Source organism: Paenibacillus sp. HGH0039, assembly GCF_000411255.1.
GTDB lineage: Bacteria > Bacillota > Bacilli > Paenibacillales > NBRC-103111 > Paenibacillus_F.
In genome coordinates, this window is sequence record NZ_KE150412.1 from 2,981,646 (window position 1) to 2,997,996 (window position 16,351).

At 40.8% G+C, this 16,351-nt stretch carries 18 protein-coding genes; 7 read left to right on the forward strand and 11 right to left on the reverse strand.

Annotation, left to right across the window (positions count from 1 at the left end):
• Positions 1-1,004: 1,004 nt before the first annotated feature.
• The 3 genes from HMPREF1207_RS13050 to HMPREF1207_RS29830 all read left to right on the forward strand — a co-directional run bounded on the left by HMPREF1207_RS13050 (position 1,005) and on the right by HMPREF1207_RS29830 (position 4,345).
• Complete coding sequence (locus HMPREF1207_RS13050) at positions 1,005-2,651, forward strand: class I SAM-dependent methyltransferase (RefSeq protein WP_009673454.1); 1,647 nt, start codon at positions 1,005-1,007, stop codon at positions 2,649-2,651.
• A 270-nt stretch (positions 2,652-2,921) separates the two neighbouring features.
• Positions 2,922-4,115 carry a phospholipase D family protein gene (locus tag HMPREF1207_RS13055; RefSeq protein WP_016423729.1) on the forward strand — a complete coding sequence of 398 codons (1,194 nt, stop codon included), beginning with the start codon at positions 2,922-2,924 and terminating at the stop codon, positions 4,113-4,115.
• 80 nt (positions 4,116-4,195) lie between these two features.
• Positions 4,196-4,345, forward strand: a complete 150-nt coding sequence (locus HMPREF1207_RS29830; RefSeq protein ID WP_009673466.1) for a hypothetical protein — start codon at positions 4,196-4,198, stop codon at positions 4,343-4,345.
• A gap of 321 nt (positions 4,346-4,666) precedes the next feature.
• Here HMPREF1207_RS29830 and HMPREF1207_RS13065 read toward each other — a convergent pair whose 3' ends face one another.
• The 6 genes from HMPREF1207_RS13065 to HMPREF1207_RS29255 form a co-directional block, all read right to left on the reverse strand.
• On the reverse strand, positions 4,667-5,008 hold the full coding sequence (locus HMPREF1207_RS13065) for a hypothetical protein (protein WP_016423730.1): 342 nt from the start codon (positions 5,006-5,008) through the stop codon (positions 4,667-4,669).
• A 232-nt stretch (positions 5,009-5,240) separates the two neighbouring features.
• On the reverse strand, positions 5,241-5,648 hold the full coding sequence (locus HMPREF1207_RS13070; RefSeq protein ID WP_009673464.1) for a DUF7668 domain-containing protein: 408 nt from the start codon (positions 5,646-5,648) through the stop codon (positions 5,241-5,243).
• A gap of 89 nt (positions 5,649-5,737) precedes the next feature.
• Complete coding sequence (locus tag HMPREF1207_RS30270) at positions 5,738-6,118, reverse strand: hypothetical protein (protein WP_148498279.1); 381 nt, start codon at positions 6,116-6,118, stop codon at positions 5,738-5,740.
• Entirely contained in the window at positions 6,090-6,272 is a 183-nt protein-coding gene (locus HMPREF1207_RS30275) for a hypothetical protein (protein ID WP_009673422.1), read from the reverse strand. The genes HMPREF1207_RS30270 and HMPREF1207_RS30275 overlap by 29 nt, the downstream gene beginning before the upstream one ends.
• 136 nt (positions 6,273-6,408) lie before the next feature.
• Complete coding sequence (locus HMPREF1207_RS13085; RefSeq protein WP_231392043.1) at positions 6,409-6,831, reverse strand: hypothetical protein; 423 nt, start codon at positions 6,829-6,831, stop codon at positions 6,409-6,411.
• Positions 6,832-7,191: 360 nt separating this feature from the next.
• A complete protein-coding gene (locus HMPREF1207_RS29255) occupies positions 7,192-7,422 on the reverse strand; it encodes a hypothetical protein (RefSeq protein WP_148498282.1) in 231 nt (76 codons plus the stop codon).
• 104 nt (positions 7,423-7,526) lie between these two features.
• Between HMPREF1207_RS29255 and HMPREF1207_RS13090 the strand changes: the two genes are divergently transcribed.
• Entirely contained in the window at positions 7,527-7,949 is a 423-nt protein-coding gene (locus HMPREF1207_RS13090) for a tetratricopeptide repeat protein (RefSeq protein ID WP_016423731.1), read from the forward strand.
• 55 nt (positions 7,950-8,004) lie between these two features.
• On the opposite strand, the gene HMPREF1207_RS13095 is transcribed toward HMPREF1207_RS13090, so the two are convergent.
• The 4 genes from HMPREF1207_RS13095 to HMPREF1207_RS13110 form a co-directional block, all read right to left on the reverse strand.
• A complete protein-coding gene (locus HMPREF1207_RS13095) occupies positions 8,005-8,583 on the reverse strand; it encodes a hypothetical protein (protein WP_009673417.1) in 579 nt (192 codons plus the stop codon).
• Between the two features lie 111 nt (positions 8,584-8,694).
• Entirely contained in the window at positions 8,695-10,215 is a 1,521-nt protein-coding gene (locus HMPREF1207_RS13100) for a hypothetical protein (protein WP_009673457.1), read from the reverse strand.
• Positions 10,216-10,238: 23 nt separating this feature from the next.
• Positions 10,239-11,393 (reverse strand): helix-turn-helix domain-containing protein, encoded by a 1,155-nt coding sequence (locus tag HMPREF1207_RS13105; protein WP_009673382.1) that lies wholly within the window; start codon positions 11,391-11,393, stop codon positions 10,239-10,241.
• Between the two features lie 27 nt (positions 11,394-11,420).
• Positions 11,421-12,188 (reverse strand): DUF5986 family protein, encoded by a 768-nt coding sequence (locus tag HMPREF1207_RS13110; RefSeq protein WP_009673435.1) that lies wholly within the window; start codon positions 12,186-12,188, stop codon positions 11,421-11,423.
• 265 nt (positions 12,189-12,453) lie between these two features.
• Here HMPREF1207_RS13110 and HMPREF1207_RS13115 point away from each other — a divergent pair, with 265 nt between their 5' ends.
• Entirely contained in the window at positions 12,454-13,041 is a 588-nt protein-coding gene (locus tag HMPREF1207_RS13115; protein WP_036739702.1) for a TetR/AcrR family transcriptional regulator, read from the forward strand.
• 137 nt (positions 13,042-13,178) lie between these two features.
• A complete protein-coding gene (locus HMPREF1207_RS13120) occupies positions 13,179-14,345 on the forward strand; it encodes an MFS transporter (RefSeq protein ID WP_009673461.1) in 1,167 nt (388 codons plus the stop codon).
• 225 nt (positions 14,346-14,570) lie between these two features.
• Here the strand turns inward: HMPREF1207_RS13120 and HMPREF1207_RS13125 are convergent, their stop codons facing one another.
• Positions 14,571-15,020, reverse strand: a complete 450-nt coding sequence (locus HMPREF1207_RS13125) for a MerR family transcriptional regulator (protein WP_009673426.1) — start codon at positions 15,018-15,020, stop codon at positions 14,571-14,573.
• A gap of 176 nt (positions 15,021-15,196) precedes the next feature.
• On the opposite strand from HMPREF1207_RS13125, the gene HMPREF1207_RS13130 reads away from it, so the two are divergent.
• Complete coding sequence (locus tag HMPREF1207_RS13130; protein WP_009673442.1) at positions 15,197-16,048, forward strand: aldo/keto reductase; 852 nt, start codon at positions 15,197-15,199, stop codon at positions 16,046-16,048.
• The last annotated feature ends 303 nt before the right edge of the window (positions 16,049-16,351 follow it).

Below are 16,351 nucleotides of genomic sequence, written 5' to 3' on the forward strand. Positions count from 1 at the left end.
CCTCTGAAACTCAAGGTCTCAGAGGTTCTGTAAAATCCTTTATATCACACGCATATAACATTCCCAAGCGTCCCACCAAGGAGATTTTTCGCCCTACTTATGATAAGGCTCAGCTTAACAGGGCTATCTGCCAAAAATCCGCCGCGGCGCATAATCGCCAGCCTTTTACTCGATCCAAGGACTTCGTCTAATGAGCACGAGGTCTGCTTTTCTAAGACGCCCTCTCTTTCTCGTCGTTGACTGAAAAGATATGAAGTGGTCGATTCGGCGGAATATCGACCTCAAGGGGAATGTTCAGCTTCCTTGCGGCTATATGCAAATTTTGCAGCAGCGTGAACCATTCTGCGTCCGAGCATGCATAATTTTTCGTTTTGATGGTAAAGTTCCTGCCATCCTGCTGTTGGAATGTGATCACTCCTACCGTGAGCACAGATGCCAATAATACAGAAGACGTTAAGTACGATGTCCCTAACATTACAGTTAATCCTGGAAGAATGAGCTATAATCCTAATCTAACTTCTGTTTTAGCGTCAAGACCTTGAAATCTAAATTATTTATTTTACATATATAGGATAATAACCCTGTAAGTGTAACTTAGCTGTTTCCTACCCGTTAGTTGAAACGCCCTCTCGCTCAACTCCCGGTAAGGATTATATGTTAGAAATTTAGCCGCTACTTATGATACGGTTCACCGTATCATCTATAGAGCGAAATATTCATCCTCCCCCGAGCAGAACAAATGTTTCTATTTTTATTGACAATACCCCCATTTATAGTGTAAGCTGAACTAACGTGAAGCACACGTAAATTAAGGGTTTCCCTTGGTTGCGTGTGCTTTTTATATTTGCAAATGAGGGGGAGAACGGTTTCCACCCTTTAATACTGTTGCCATGTTTACTCGTATATTTGACAGCTATTAAAGCCCCGTTTTCTTATAGATAGTTTTATCGAAGACACGTTGGGAATCTATATTTGTGTTAAAATATTTGCGGGTGGTGAGTTATATGTTATTAAAAGAAAATGCTACAGCTGAAAAGCTAAGGGGAGGCTATTATACCCCAACAGCTTTAGCTGATTTTATTACTAGATGGGGCTTTACCGATAATAATGTTCGCCGAGTGTTGGAACCAAGTTGTGGTGATGGAGCATTTGTTGAAAGTCTCTTAGCAGTTGAACAACCTTTCTCGTGTACTGCTATAGAGATTATTCACGACGAAATGATTAAAGTGCAGAACATGACCACCAGAAATGATCATTTTAATGTGATACACGAAGATTTCTATTCGTGGTACAGGGAGAATTTAAATGGCGAGAGATATGATCTTGTCGTCGGAAATCCTCCATATATAAGATACCAGTATTTATCGGAAGACCAAAGAGAAGAGCAATCTCGAATCTTAACTTCCAATGGAATGAGATCAAATAAGTTAATCAACGCTTGGGTTTCCTTTGTAGTAGCTTGTGTAAGTCTGCTAGATAGAAACGGTAAAATCGGCTTTGTTATACCGGCCGAACTCCTACAGGTTGCCTACTCAGAAGACTTAAGAAACTATTTAATGAGAAACTTGCAGCATATAACTATTGTTACGTTCCGTGAGTTAGTTTTCGAAGATATTGAACAAGAGGTTGTTTTATTATTAGGAGAGAAGGACGTCGAGCATGCGGAAGAACATCAGATAAGAATTCTCGAATTCGACAACATAATAGATCTTGTTGAAAACTTCGAAACCAATACCGTTCCTTTCGTAGATATTGAATTTACAAATACGAAATGGACAAGATATTTCTTAAGCACAAAGGACAATGTTTTAATAAATGAAATCAGACAAAGTACTGATTTTATTCAATTTAATGAGATAGCGGAAGTAGACATTGGAATTACAACTGGCAATAATAATTTCTTTTGCGTTGACCGTGCCACCGCCGAAGATTACGGATTGATCGATATCTCTAGGCCCTTAATAGCTAGAAGTGTTAGTATGGACGGAATATATTTCAATGAACAAGTTTGGCAAGCAAATGTTGATAGGGGAGCAAAAGCATATTTGCTGGACTTCCCAACTATTGACTTTGAACAGTACCCCGAAGGGCAAAGACGTTACATTATTGAAGGTGAGAAGCGAGGCGAAAACACTGGATATAAGTGTCGCATTAGGAATAGGTGGTACCAGGTCCCATCGATTTGGACGCCGGACGCTTTCTTCTTGAGAAGGAACTACTTATATCCAAAATTCGTTCTTAATGATTTTAATGCTGTAAGTACAGATACAATGCATAGAATAAGATTTGCAGATGGTATTGATAGTAGAAGAGCTATTTTAGCTTACTATAACAGTATAACGCTTGCCTTTACTGAAATTGAGGGGAGAAGTTACGGTGGTGGCGTACTAGAGATATTACCGGGTGAAGTCGAAAAGATATTTGTCCCCAATCTGTTCCAAATTGAACTAACAGACGATTACATTGAACAACTATTACATTTGATCGATGACCATGTAAAAAAGAACGATGACATACTCGGTATACTTCCTGAGATTGACAGTCGAATACTTGTTGAGATATTAAATATACCAATGGAGACTGTCACTGCGTTCAGGGACATGTGGTTATTATTACGAAACAGAAGGTTACAGCGGGGAAGGAACCGATAGCAACCCCACAATATATTATTCAACCCATTCAAAGAGTCCTTTCCATAACGGAGAGGACTCTTTTTATGTATTCTCGTAAATTTTAAACTACAGAATTTATTTTAATTACTGCAGATTATTTATTCAAATTTCTACAGTAAATAGCGATTTTATCACGTTAAAATGCCTTATAATCGCATTTTTTCTCCAGATATCTCAAAAACCATTTGATTTTTACTGTAGTATGTAATATGATTTTCCTACAGATAACATGCGAGGTGGTATGCGATTATGGCTAAGATGCAATTTTTAATGCAAGGAATGAGTGCTGAAATTAATCACAAAAAAGCAGTGAAGGATTTACTGACGCTTGAGAATACCAACCAAATTATCATTAGCACGGCCTTTCTAACCAGTGAAGGGGTTTATTTGCTTAGAGAGTCCCTGCAGGCTGCAAATGATAAAATAACAGCCTTTATTGGGGTGAGAAACGGTATAACATCCAGGCAGGGTTTTGAGAGCTTATTCGAACTAGGTGTAGAAACTTACGCTGTTGACACGGGAAGCAGCAGATTTATTTTTCATCCTAAAGCCTTCCTGTCAATGAACCCTAACAAGGCGATTTCTATTGTTGGAAGTGCAAACTTAACTTATGGCGGTTTAGTAAATAATTTGGAGTCAAGTTCCGTGACGGAACTCGATTTGAAAAATAATGCTGATGACATGCAATATGCCCAAGACTTCATTAACGTATTTGCTGCGTTGAAAACTAACTTCCCAGAGAATGTTATAAAAATCGTTAGTAGAGAAACTATCCAGCAGTTGTTTGAAGAAGGAAAACTTATTGATGAATCAGAATCTAAAACGGTATCAAATGTCGGCAGAAATAAAAAAGGTGACGAAGTAACCCCTGTAATGCCGCTAAAACGTGAGAAGGTTTATTTGCCTGCTAAGGCAAGGAGAGCAGCTAATAAAATGGATCACAAGCAACAGATAGAACATACAGAAGTCTTAGACCCCGCTATTGTGATCTTGGATAATAAAGGTATGCAACTCAAAGAGGTATGGGTAAGTAAAGAACTAAAAGAAAGGGATTTGAATGTTCCTACCGGTACTACAACAAATGTTACCGGCTCCATGCTCTTAAAAAAGGGTCAATATGATATTGATCAGCAGACTTACTTTCGTGTGGATGTATTTAAAAACCTCAACTGGGGTAATAGATCAGGAAAGGAAAGCCATTTTGAGTACGCAAGAGCAAAATTTCACTTTATCATTGAGGGAATTAACTACGGTGAATACGAATTGGAACTTAAGCACGATACAAGAACTGATACCAAAACGTATGAGCAACGGCAGCCTATGACCCATCTCTTATGGGGTAATGCCAAGAAACTTATCGCCAATCGCAATCTGTTAGAGAAACACCTTACTCTTTTTCAGGTTCTTGGATCTACAGATGAGTTTCTAATTGAAATTCAGTAGTAGCAATCTAACCCCATGACGCTCAAGACGTCATGGGGTTTTTGGATGAAAAATTTCGTGAGGATTAAGGAGCGATTTTAATGGACATTATACAAAAACTCATCATAAAACGCCTTAAAGCAGAATTTGAACAGAATCCCGAAAATGGCGATGGAACCGTTTGGATTATGCTAGCCAGTTCTAAATCATTCAATGAAAATGAGGAAAACCACCACTACACTCTAGCTTGAGCTGCGCGACGACCAGTCTGAGCCCGTCTCCTACGACCTCGTGCGCTCCCTTGTGGGCAGGTTCGACGCACTGCTCCGCCGCTCGCCATTCCCGCAGCGCAAAACCCTGATGCACCTGATCTCGTGAAGCGGATCACGCTGGACGAAAGAAAGCGCGTCGGCAGCGTCGAGCTCGCCTTCAACGAGGAGACCGAGAAGCATTTTTTAAGCTTAGCCCCTTCCGCTGACAACATGGCGGAAGGGGCTTTTCCTTTGTCGGGAAAAGCCCCACGTTTAACACAAAATCTGACCATCACAATTTAGCTATGCTTAACAATTTGATTATAGCGATGAAAACAAAGCTCTAATTCGGCTGAGCGTCCATGTATCGTCGAAGCTTTCTCTGGCTGGCCCATGTGTGCTACTTTCTCGCATATCGATACATTGTTTATCATGATTATAAGTGAATGCGTATCTCTTTCCCTTTATTTGTGTCCAGAGGACATTCTTCATATCCCCTTCATGCTCCTTCACTTCCAAATCTGTCCCCTTATCCTTGTATGCTATTACTCCACCAAAGAGAGCAATAACGCAAGCCTCTACATTTGGGGCATGGTGACCAGCTCGCGCAAGCACTCCCCGAAGGTATTTTCGCATAGTGTCTGAATCATTGAGCACGATCATATTAATACGCTCCTCCTTTGCTCCTCTTAGATATAGATAAGAGTATGCCACTTTACTTGGTTATTCTCCAGAAGGCTTAAGTACCCCAAATTTCGCCCTACTTGTGATACGGTTCAGCTTAACGGGGCTATCAGCGAAAAATGAAAAGAGGAGCCTGTCGCGGCGTGACAGCTCCTAGCGAATTCAATTGGGTTGACCCAAAACAATATTTTTCATATAAAATACGATGTCATTAAAGTACAGTAATCCCACTCTTAAAAATGACTCTCAGAGAGTCACCCTCAAAGTGAAACTCAAAACTCAAAGTCAAATCATTGGGTTCGCCATCTGTCGTCAATGCATATTCGTAAGCAATTCCGCTTCCATCGTTAAAGTAATAGAAGGATTCTTGTTGATAAACACTGCCATCTTTATAAACAGGCCTAAAGGTACATTCTACATCAAACCTATCGATCTGCCCCAACTCATTATCTTCCTTAAAACTCTCAATGACCTCTTTTAATAGCTCAACGTCCCAATCCTGCATATCATCAACTTTTTGAGCAATTTCCTCATATCGTCCATCTGCGATGGAGTCAACAATCTCTTTTGCGAACGCCCGAATGATATCTTTCTCTTTACCCAATACCCGGTTAAGCATACCACGTGCTCCCTTATCTCCAGAATAGTCTACCTTATGAAGATCGTCCCTTAAATGCTTTACCGATGCGAGGGCTGGCAAACTTCTATTTAGTAGGTGGTACTTTCAATCTTAAAATCTAAATTGATGTCAAATTCCGCTGGCCCCTTCCTTTCTGTCTTTTGCAAAACAAACTCAAATGTGGGTTCATAATATGAATCCTGCAACGTTTCTCCACCCAATACTTCTATGCTGTACCAGCCGTTTTCAATTTCAATCATCGGCTTTTTGTATTGCCGGTAATGATTAAGTAAAGCGTTGACTCTTTCGTTAGTGAATTGTTCTAGTATTCGCCAAGTAAACAGCATCAGTATGTTGTTTTCAACTTTAAGCGAATAGCCACCACGTCTAAATTGTAAATGGCTATCTGATCTCAACAACTCCGGTGTATCACCAGAAAGATTAAATATAATTGTATAGGGATAGTTCAAGCACGGCATGATCGCCGCTTTCGTTTGTTGTAAACTCCATGGCTAAGTTGTCCGAAAGATGATTGGACTGTTTCCAGCTCTCCAGCAGCAAAATATCCCCGAGAATGAAATAGTCTATCAGATCATTCAGCACTTCTGTAAATTTGTAAATCATTTAAAGCTCCTTTTTCCTCTTTTATCTCAAAGCTATAAATTCAACTTAATCAAATCATGCAGGAAAATTATAGAATCCCCCTTTTCTAACGGTACCTAAATAAGATCCCTCCATTACTTTGTTGGGAATAAGAGTACTAATATTCTGGCATTTGCCAACCCGTTTCCTCATCCCAAATGGCATCTGTATCATCTAGATGCACATGCCAATCCCCATTAGAAATACTTCTTCTAATATTCGTCAAACAGGTCAACCAATAATTCAGCGCATTCAATATCACTTCAAAATCATCTGAAAAGGGTAGCTTTGTCGAACCTGCAAAGATCACGGTTGGTTCATCCTGATCATAGTCATAAACACAAAATGTTTCTCCAATATCCTTCATTTCAAAACCCGCATTGTATTTATCAATGATGGCTGTTATCTCTTGCTCCTCACTGTTGGTAAGGTTATGATTTCTCATACAAGTGTAATAAACAGAAACCCCCATGCTACATTTCCCTTCTTTTTTCAGTATATTGGAACTACCGTTCCCGTTTACCATTAATCCGATGCTCACTTTTTGATCCCGTACCATTCTACTTACATTTCATTGCTAATGCCTAACACTTCATCATTCTTCGTCAGCGTATGCTCAACCGGATGTATTCGGCTTGGTCTTCGATGCTGTGCAATGCGGAAGCTCAACTGCTTCGTATTCGAGTTCGGTGTAAACGGCTTTCATCGCGTCAATGGTTCGGCGGGCTATTTCCAGGTCCTATTTTCATTCGGCATCATTTCGATAAATGTCCGGCCATAGCAGAGCTCTGCGAAGAGCATTCTGTCTTTCCAATGTAGAGCGGCTGGTTGGTGATGACGAGCAGTGCTGTATGCGGTACATTATATCATGGAAGGTGCATTATAATCCCATATTATGGACTTACAAACATGAGGGACATTCACGAGTTTCGCGAGCTACAGATCCAATCAATTCCATCAACAGGGGCTTATTTAGTCCTGCAGAAATTCTAGCAATTGACATAACAAAATCACCGTCAATTTTTTCTTGTGTTTTTTGTTTTGAATTATAAAACTGAAAACATGGAACAGCCAAAACAATCAATAAAACAATTAAACTTAGAATCAAAACACGTGCTGTAGTTTTTTTCATCATAAATTCCCCTTGTTACAACTATGGGATTGTTTGCCTGAAGTCAAAGACTGTGCCGAACGCATTTGTTTATCCAATCAATCAATAGAACAGGAGAGATTGCGTTGCAACTCACAGATTCCACTTATTCCGCAATTAGGGCTCTATGTAAACAAGGCGATGATTTAGTGAAGACAGGCGATTTTGACGCCGCCAAGCAAAATTATATGGCCGCCCTTCGCTTATTGCCTGAAAATCATCAAGAATGGGAGGCCGCTACCTGGATATATGCAGCTATTGGGGATGTCCACTATCGTTTGAAGAATTACGATAAGGCCTTCAAGTGCTTTTTTAATGCCGTCCAGTGTCCGAATGGGTTGGGGAATCCGTATATTCATCTTCGGCTGGGGCAGTTATATTACGAACAGGAAAACTTTGAAAAGGCAGCTGACGAGTTAACCCGGGCTTACATGGGCGGCGGTATTGAGATTTTTATGGAAGACGACCCAAAATATCTTGAGTTTTTGGAGACAAACATAGAGATTTGAAAATTCAGGTTAGTTTCACCTATCATTAAAATCATATAGATTTTCATATCTTTTGTTATCTCTGTTGTTGCTCGATAACAGGGGCATTTAAAATACCGTTATAAGCGAAACAAACCCAGCCTTTAGAAAGGTCCGGGTTTGGAATAAGTTGTTTCAATATCATCCATGTCCACCATCTTATCCTTCTCCGCATCATAGTACTCCCCAAATAAAATAACGACTCATTTTTCTTATTCAATAAATAGGGGATAATTTTTTCGCAAAATTCTGTAACACTTTTAAACATACACTCTGATGCAATCACCGATTCATCGATAACCAAAAATTCTTTATGTACCGTAAGAGCAGGGTTGCCCAGTCTCGTCGCGGTCTCCTTTGCCATGTCCAGTTTTTGGAGTTGGGTATACCTTTCGGTATGCATTGTGTTTTCTGCAAGCGACTTATAATAAATTGCTTGTCTAATCAACTCTGCAACCTTTGCAGGCGTTTCTGGACTCGGTTCACTTTTCTGCGCACTATTTCGGTATTCACGTGCCTTTGCTGAGAAAGACTCAATCCGCTCCTCGACCTCCTTCAGTTTCAATTCCTCCTGTTTGATTTGTCCTACAAACTCACTGATTTCGTTTTTCGACATGAAGAATTCACTCTTTCGAAAAAAATAAAAAGCCATTCCGCAGGTCGGAAAGGCATAAGTTTACATTTAAAGTTTATATAAAATTTGTTGTAAAAATATAAATTATGAACGTTACTCTTCAAGTTCTTGATCTTTTAAAATTCTTATTTTTGTTTGTTCCATTGCTTCCCTGAAATTTTCAACAGATTTTTGTTTTGTTCCTTTCAAACTATCTATTGCTACTTGTAGGCTCTCCAGTGTTTTGTCAAAAGTCTTTTCGGTAATCCAGTTTTTTGGGGTACAAGTTTTTAGTAATAAAATTGCTCGCGCTATTATTTTAGCATACTTTTCTAATCTAAGTACTGCCACCAAAGAGCTTTGAAAATATTTTTTGAATCGCAGCCTTTCATCATCATTGATAAATGTTTCTAAAAACATACCCTCCACAAAAGCTTCAGGCCAGTTGTTGCTTTCTTTATATAGCGATTTAATAAATTCTTCTGCTGTTCTTGCACCACCGTCTGCCGCTTGTAAAAAGTTCCTGCCAAGTTGTATTAAGAAATCATTATTCGCCACGGACAATTTCTCAGGCCCTAATAGAATAACGGCTTCAATAACATCATTTTGAACGTACCAATTGCGGGATTTTAAGTCCTCAATGAAATCTTGCATATACCATTGCAATGGAATTTCAGACTGAACTCTTTGTTTTAATGTTGATCTATTTACAGCAAGTTTAAATCTCTCTAACTGCCTTTCGGTTAGTAATTCTTTGTCAAAAAGTATCTTGAAGTATTCGATACTCTCAACTGAAGGGGTTGTCGGTTCCCCATTATTAATCGGTTCTAATTCATAACCTAGAATTGAATCTTGTGTTTCTTCACTAATTTTTGGCCAAAATTCTTCATCAACAAATATTTTAGAAATAATACCAGTTTGGTTTCTCAGTAATTCTGGAATAGCCCATTCTCTTTCAGCTAATTGTGTTCCGACTTCCTTTAAAAGAGTACGTGCAAAAACCATTCCTCTACGGTAAAAAACCTCTTTTGTATAATCATTTACTGATTGATTTAAACCTTGCACAAGTTTCTTGAAAAAGTACGGATATACTATAGGATTGATATGTTTTAATGTTGAGGTTGCATGTCTTTCAACCTTCGTCATTTCATCATCAAGAAAGTGATAGTTTTCAAATATTTGAGTACATAAATCCTGAACAAAAGCATGCTTTAGTAAAGCAGGTTTAGATAGCACTGAGATGACTCCTGTTTCCAGTGCAAACTCTACTTCACTAATCGTGGGAGCATTATTTAAAGGATGTGCATAGATCCCTCTCATTGTTTTTATGTGCTCTAATTTCCTTTTTTGGTCCTTTGTTATTAACCCATAATCATCAGCATAATTTATCAGCGCAGTGTCAGTAGGCCGTTCGGATTCCTCTCTTTTTTCAAGTTGAGAAATTACCTTTCTGGCTACTTCATGATCTCTTGTAGCCATCTTATAAAATTTACTCTTTAGAGATTCAGCAACACAGATCCAAGCAGTTATATACGCTGCTCTCAAAGCATTTCCCTTCAAACATGAAATAGCTTCATCAAAGAGAATTTTATCTTTCTCTTCAATAACCAGTGACCGCAACTCAGTATAGTTCACTATAATATTCACCTTCTTAGAGTTTAGTTTCTGTCATCTTTTAATTTTAAAATTACAGAATTTTGTTTACTATCATTCAAGGTTCCACGGTCCAGTCCTAAAAGAACCTCAACTTCGTCCTTATTCAAACTTATATTGTTTTTAGATAACTGTTTCATAAATTGATCTCCAGTTAGAACTCTATTACCTTGTAAGACTTCAATAGCCTTTCTAAGCACGGTTGGTTTCGATACTTGAATTACATTATCTAAAGGTTCTTTAGTACGCCAACCCTTTTTCGATATCTGCCTCATTAGGTACTGATACTGATTATAGTTGAGCACTTTTAATTGGTAAGCCCGAACTATCATTGCAGATATTGACACTCTCCACTTTTTCTTTAGCTCTATATAAAAATCTAGGTTGTTCGGCAAAATCAAGTCCTTCAAAAAGGCTTCTTTTGGCAGTAAAAATGAAGCTGCAAATTGATGCGCTTCATTTTCAATTTGACGAAACTCTTCGCGAGAAACAAGTTCCAAATCATTATTCCAATCATGCAACATTATATGCCCCAACTCATGGGCCGCATCGAATTGTCTTCTTGTTGCTGAACTCTTGTCGCTTCCAAGAACAATAAAGAAATACTCTGCTCCAGCAACTTCTTGTCGTTGACTAAAAGCATCTATATGCGTATTGTCTGTACCAAACGAGGTTACAATAAATCCATTCTTTTCGAGCACGTAAACCATGCTAGGAATTGGGTCAGTGCCCAAATTCCAATAGTCTCGTGTATATTGAGCAATCAATTCAATGTCAGTTAATCCTTCCCGTTTCGGGGGAATATTTATTTTCGGAAATTGTACAAACTGATTTAATGTGTGGTAGATCTTTGCTAACACTTTCGTTTTTTCTTCTTGTGAAAGACGATCTTTTTTATTAGTCGATAGGAGGGCTCTAAAATATGTAGTGCCAACCTTTATATTTTCATTGTCCTGTTCATAAAAATACTCCCTTGGAAACCCAAGGGCGCTAATTAATTTTAGTAATGTTTCTAAGCTAGGATTTACTTTTCCATTTTCGTATTGTGAAATTGACTGCTTGCTGACTGATACCTCATCAGCTAATTCAGCAATAGTTTTGCCTCTATATACTCGTGCTGCTTTCAACCTATCACCATTAAAAACCCTTAAAACTGACATACTTAATTCCTCCTAAGAGAAAGAACTTTAACCTTCCTTCTCCGTCTCATCATCTCTAAGTTGTACTAGGTCATCGTTTTGCTGATGAGAAATAACTCCTTCTCTAAGACCAACAAAGATTTCTTCTTCCTGTTCAGCAGCAATAGCTCCTTGGGATTCAAGTGCTATACTAAAGTCAGCCGTAATAAATTCATTCCAATTTTCCTCATACGTTATTTCCAATTTAGCGTTGGGCATAATGGCATTAACAGACGCTATTTCACCTTTTTCTGTCGAAAAGGTAATGAGGACAAACCGTTTTACCTCGCCTTCAAGCATATGTAGCATCGAATTTAACTCATATTCAACCTGTGCATTCCAGTCATCGTTCTCACTCTCAAAAAGAGAAAGTTGCTTGGCGGGATTAAGTTTTACATTAGCTTCCAAGTCACAGTTTATTGAAGAAAGCGCATCAATATAATGAACGGTTTCTTTATAAGTTCGTTCGCTTAATTGATGAAAACGCTTCTCTTGCATAGCAGCATATAAGTATTGTGTTTCTTTGTCATAAATCAAGACCAGTTCCCATAAAGGGCCTCTTTTAATTTTCACACACTGGAATTGGCTTGTCGGAAGCGTTCGAATAAGATTGGTGTTAATGAAGTCCCATTTCAAAAAATGAACACTATTGAACGTCTCGACCTTTCTTTCCATTCTAAATTCCATTATGTCCTTTTTGCTGGCATTCCTAATCGCATCGATGATTACCGTCTTATGATTATCAGCCATCGATATATATAAATCCTGCTTAACCATGTGATCACCCGCGCCTTTGGTTTTATAAATTCATTTTACCAAAAACGTGATTTTTGTCAATCTAATTGCTTTATTTTATCAATAAACATAATCAAAGTACTGCTTAATATGATTTATATCTATACTCAATTCCCATCTTTCCTTTACCATAAACTATGATATGATTCAGCTTAATAGGTCTATCGGTGAACTCAAATGTATATTTGACACATCAGTACAAAATGATTATTATGTTTTTATTAGAGAGCAGGAAGGGGGCAATGAAGTGAGGAAAAGCGGAAGACCACGAGAATTTAAGGATACCGCAGTGATCGATTCGGCTATGGAATTATTCTGGGAAACTGGCTACGAGGCTTGCTCGACAGAAGATTTGTGTAAACAAACCGGTCTTGGAAGAGGAAGCTTATACAATGCATACGGAAGTAAGCATGAGCTTTATGAACAAGCCCTCTTGCATTACCATGAAATCGGCATCCAAGCCCAGATTGAGATTCTCCAGGGACAGGGGCCTATAAAAGACCGCCTTCGTGCTTTATTGGATTGGGCCATCCAAGAGGACTTTGCAAACGAGAATCGCAGAGGCTGCTTATTGATCAATGCCGCAATGGAGCGTGCGCAAAGAGATCCGTTGGTCGAACGCCTATTCAAACGACACGTGGATTTGCTGGAGCAGGCTCTGCAGCAGGCTATTGAGACGGGGCAGATGTCGGGAGAGATCTCGCGGACACATCAGGCTTCGGATTTAGTCCACCTCTTTCTAGGCAATTATTATGGACTCCGGGTACTCAATGCTGCTCAGAATCGTGAAAGGGCTGTTCAAATGGCCAAAGCAACGTTGGAAATCGTATTTTAGCGTTGCGCTTTTTTTATGGCTTATTTTGTACTGATTAATAAAGAATTAAAGACATCTGAGCAGATCACCTTAGAAGCATTATCACGTCTTATTTTGTACTGTTCATTACAATTTATTAAGAAATGGGGGTAATTGCTATGCCGTTTGCTATTTATGTACTGGGGATGATGATCTTCTCCATGACCACTGCCGAATTCACGGTAGCCGGAATTATGCCTTCGTTATCGAATGAATTTGACGTATCCATTGCTTCCGTCGGCTACCTTATAACCGCTTATGCTGCAGGGATGATTGTGGGGGGGCCCTTGTTAGCGATTGGCTTGTCCAAAGTGTCGAAGAAGAGGGCCTTCTTATTGATTTCCGCCATATTCCTGTTCGGTCAGATTCTTGGCGCTTCAGCCATCAGTTATGAAATGATGATGGTTGCCCGGATCATTACTGGGGTTTCCTCCGCTGCCTGCTTCGGCATTTCGCTGGGTATTTGCTTTGACTTAGTCAGTCCTCAGTACCGCGGTCGTGCCGCTTCCATCGTCCTTGGTGGCTTAATGGTTGCTACCGCGCTGGGATTGCCCGCGGCGATGCTATTCAACCAATACTTCGGATGGCGGTCCAGTTTCTGGGCAGTTGTCGTACTGGTTTTGCTGTCTGGAATGTTGGGCATGAAAGTGATCCCCACCGCATCGCATTCGGAGTCCGTTAGTTTGCGCAGTGAACTGGCGAGTTTCAAAAATCCAAATCTATGGGCTGCCTTTGCGACCAGTCTTCTCATTATCGGAGCGACATTTGCCGCATTCAGTTATTTTACACCTATCCTTACCGACCTCTCCGGCTTTGACACCGCTATGGTTCCGCTTATATTAGGAATATACGGCATAGCCACTATCGCAGGAAACCTTGTTACCGGCAGAACTGCCGATCGATATATGATGCCAACCCTAACCATAGGATTGATGCTCTTAACTGCAGCGCTGTTGATGTTCGGACTCTATCCACGCAGTCCGTACATCTCAGTCCTTGCAGTCATTATGATCGGCCTAACGGGGGTGACCCTGAATCCCGCTATGTCGACCCGCATCACCCGCGTTGCAGGGACCGGCACGCTTGTTACGACCGTTCACGGATCGATTATTAGCCTCGGCGTCGTCGTCGGATCCTCCATCGGAGGACTGACCATCGACAGCGGATACGGGCTCCACTCTCCGTTATGGGTCGGTTTTATTCTGGCGATCCTGGGCTTGATTTCATTGCTTCCCTACTTAAAGAGAGCTAAAGCGTCAGCCATCATGATGAAGAGCAAGTCTTAATTAGGAAGGGCAATCAGCCGCGATCTGTTCTCTAGTCAAAACGAACTAAAACCCCTGAAACTCAAGGACTCAGAGGCTATAAATCCTTTATATCATGTACACTTACCCATCATACGCATACCTATTTTTTCGCCGTCACTTATGATAAGGCTCCCCGTGCTGTCTATAACGGCAAGCTTTATGGCCAGCCTTCATGAATGGCCATTCTTGAATTATATATGTCCCTCATGCTTCACGAACAGAGGACGAATAAAACACGTCACTATGCATATGCAGAATTTTGTCCCAGTTGCCGGGATTAGTCGTGTCTGGAGAACGGTGCTCTAGAATGTCCTGATATAGAGTTGTTTTTTCCTCCAAATGGGCAACGTGCCGTTTGGCTTCCTCAAGCTTAACAAGCGCCGCTTCTTTATGCTCCATCATAATTGTATAACGTAGTGGAATGGTCGAATCCCCTTCGAGACATAAATCGATGTACTTTTTAATGACTTCAATGGGCATCCCGGATTGCTTGAGACACTTGACGCCATGCAGCCAGTTGATCGATTCTTCGTTGAACAACCGGATATTATTCTCGTCGCGCTGTACGCTTGGTACCAGACCTTTATCTGTGTAAAAGCGCACGGCGTGCTCGGTGAGTCCGGTTATCTGGGCGGCTTCTTTAACCGTATGCATGTGAAATCCTCCTAGGAAAAAAAATTTTTAAAGACAGCTTGACTTCGTGTAACACGAAGGCTCTAAGCTGATTGTAATGCAAATCGGCTATAAGCGGAATCCCCGCTTTGCAGTACCGTTCCCCCGGGATTCGCAGCCGTTTGCCGCTATTCATTTGAACAATAGGAGGAATTGCAATGCAAACCGTAACATTGAACAACGGAGTGAAAATGCCGATCATCGGCTTTGGGGTCTACCAGGTTCCCGATGCCGAAGAATGCGAGAACGCAGTATATGAAGCACTGATGGCCGGTTACCGCCTGATCGACACCGCTGCCGGATATCTGAACGAGGAAGCGGTCGGACGCGCGATTAAGCGCAGCGGCATACCGCGTGAGGAGCTTTTCATCACGACCAAGCTCTGGGTTCAGGATGCCGGCTACGAGAGTGCCAAGCTGGCGTTTGCTAAATCCTTGAAGAAGCTGCAGCTCGACTATCTCGATCTTTACCTTATTCATCAGCCGTTCGGCGATTACTACGGTGCTTGGCGCGCAATGGAAGAGCTGTACAGGGAAGGCAAAATGAAGGCAATCGGGGTCAGCAACTTCCTGCCCGACCGTCTGATGGATCTTATCGTGCATAATGAAATCGTGCCCGCCCTCAACCAGATTGAAACGCACCCATTCTATCAGCAGACGGAGACCACCGTTTTTTTGAAAGAGCAGGGGGTTCAACACCAGTCGTGGGCGCCATTCGCTGAAGGACGGGGTAACATGTTCGGCAACGAAGTGCTGACCTCGATTGCTGAAAAACACAACAAATCCGTCGCTCAAGTCGTGTTGCGCTGGCTTGTTCAGCGCGAAGTCGTCGTCATTCCAAAATCGGTACGCAAAGAGCGGATCGTAGAAAACTTCGATATTTTCGACTTTGAGTTAAGCGCGGACGATATGGAACAAATTTCGACCCTTGATACGCGGGAAAGTCTCTTCTTATCGTACCGCGATCCGGAAGTCGCCAAGATGATGGGCAACTGGAGAGTCGATCTGTAAACCTCGGCTGAAATACAAACTCATTACGTGTATATCTCCATCTATTAAGAAAGTACAGGGCGAATGCCCTGTACTTTCTTGGATTATATAGAAAATTATAAAACTTGCCGTTATTTGTGAACCGGCTCAGCTTAACGGGGCTATCGGCGAAAAATCTGCCGCGGCGTTTAACCGCCAACCTTCTTAGCTCATTACTGAAGCTGTTGTGGCAACGCGTTTAAAGAAGATGAGGCTTCCAAGGATGAATGGAGCGAAGATGAAGAAACCCTGCCACTTACAAAGGGGCGTACTTGCCCATAAGCA

Bases quoted from the DNA above. Each gene is read 5' to 3' on its own strand.
- HMPREF1207_RS13050 (WP_009673454.1), top strand. From the start codon at position 1,005: ATGTTATTAAAAGAAAATGCTACAGCTGAAAAGCTAAGGGGAGGCTAT.
- HMPREF1207_RS13055 (WP_016423729.1), top strand. From the start codon at position 2,922: ATGGCTAAGATGCAATTTTTAATGCAAGGAATGAGTGCTGAAATTAAT.
- HMPREF1207_RS29830 (WP_009673466.1), top strand. From the start codon at position 4,196: ATGGACATTATACAAAAACTCATCATAAAACGCCTTAAAGCAGAATTT.
- HMPREF1207_RS13065 (WP_016423730.1), bottom strand. From the start codon at position 5,008: ATGATCGTGCTCAATGATTCAGACACTATGCGAAAATACCTTCGGGGA.
- HMPREF1207_RS13070 (WP_009673464.1), bottom strand. From the start codon at position 5,648: ATGCTTAACCGGGTATTGGGTAAAGAGAAAGATATCATTCGGGCGTTC.
- HMPREF1207_RS30275 (WP_009673422.1), bottom strand. From the start codon at position 6,272: ATGATTTACAAATTTACAGAAGTGCTGAATGATCTGATAGACTATTTC.
- HMPREF1207_RS29255 (WP_148498282.1), bottom strand. From the start codon at position 7,422: ATGAAAAAAACTACAGCACGTGTTTTGATTCTAAGTTTAATTGTTTTA.
- HMPREF1207_RS13095 (WP_009673417.1), bottom strand. From the start codon at position 8,583: ATGTCGAAAAACGAAATCAGTGAGTTTGTAGGACAAATCAAACAGGAG.
- HMPREF1207_RS13105 (WP_009673382.1), bottom strand. From the start codon at position 11,393: ATGTCAGTTTTAAGGGTTTTTAATGGTGATAGGTTGAAAGCAGCACGA.
- HMPREF1207_RS13110 (WP_009673435.1), bottom strand. From the start codon at position 12,188: ATGGTTAAGCAGGATTTATATATATCGATGGCTGATAATCATAAGACG.
- HMPREF1207_RS13120 (WP_009673461.1), top strand. From the start codon at position 13,179: ATGCCGTTTGCTATTTATGTACTGGGGATGATGATCTTCTCCATGACC.
- HMPREF1207_RS13125 (WP_009673426.1), bottom strand. From the start codon at position 15,020: ATGCATACGGTTAAAGAAGCCGCCCAGATAACCGGACTCACCGAGCAC.
- HMPREF1207_RS13130 (WP_009673442.1), top strand. From the start codon at position 15,197: ATGCAAACCGTAACATTGAACAACGGAGTGAAAATGCCGATCATCGGC.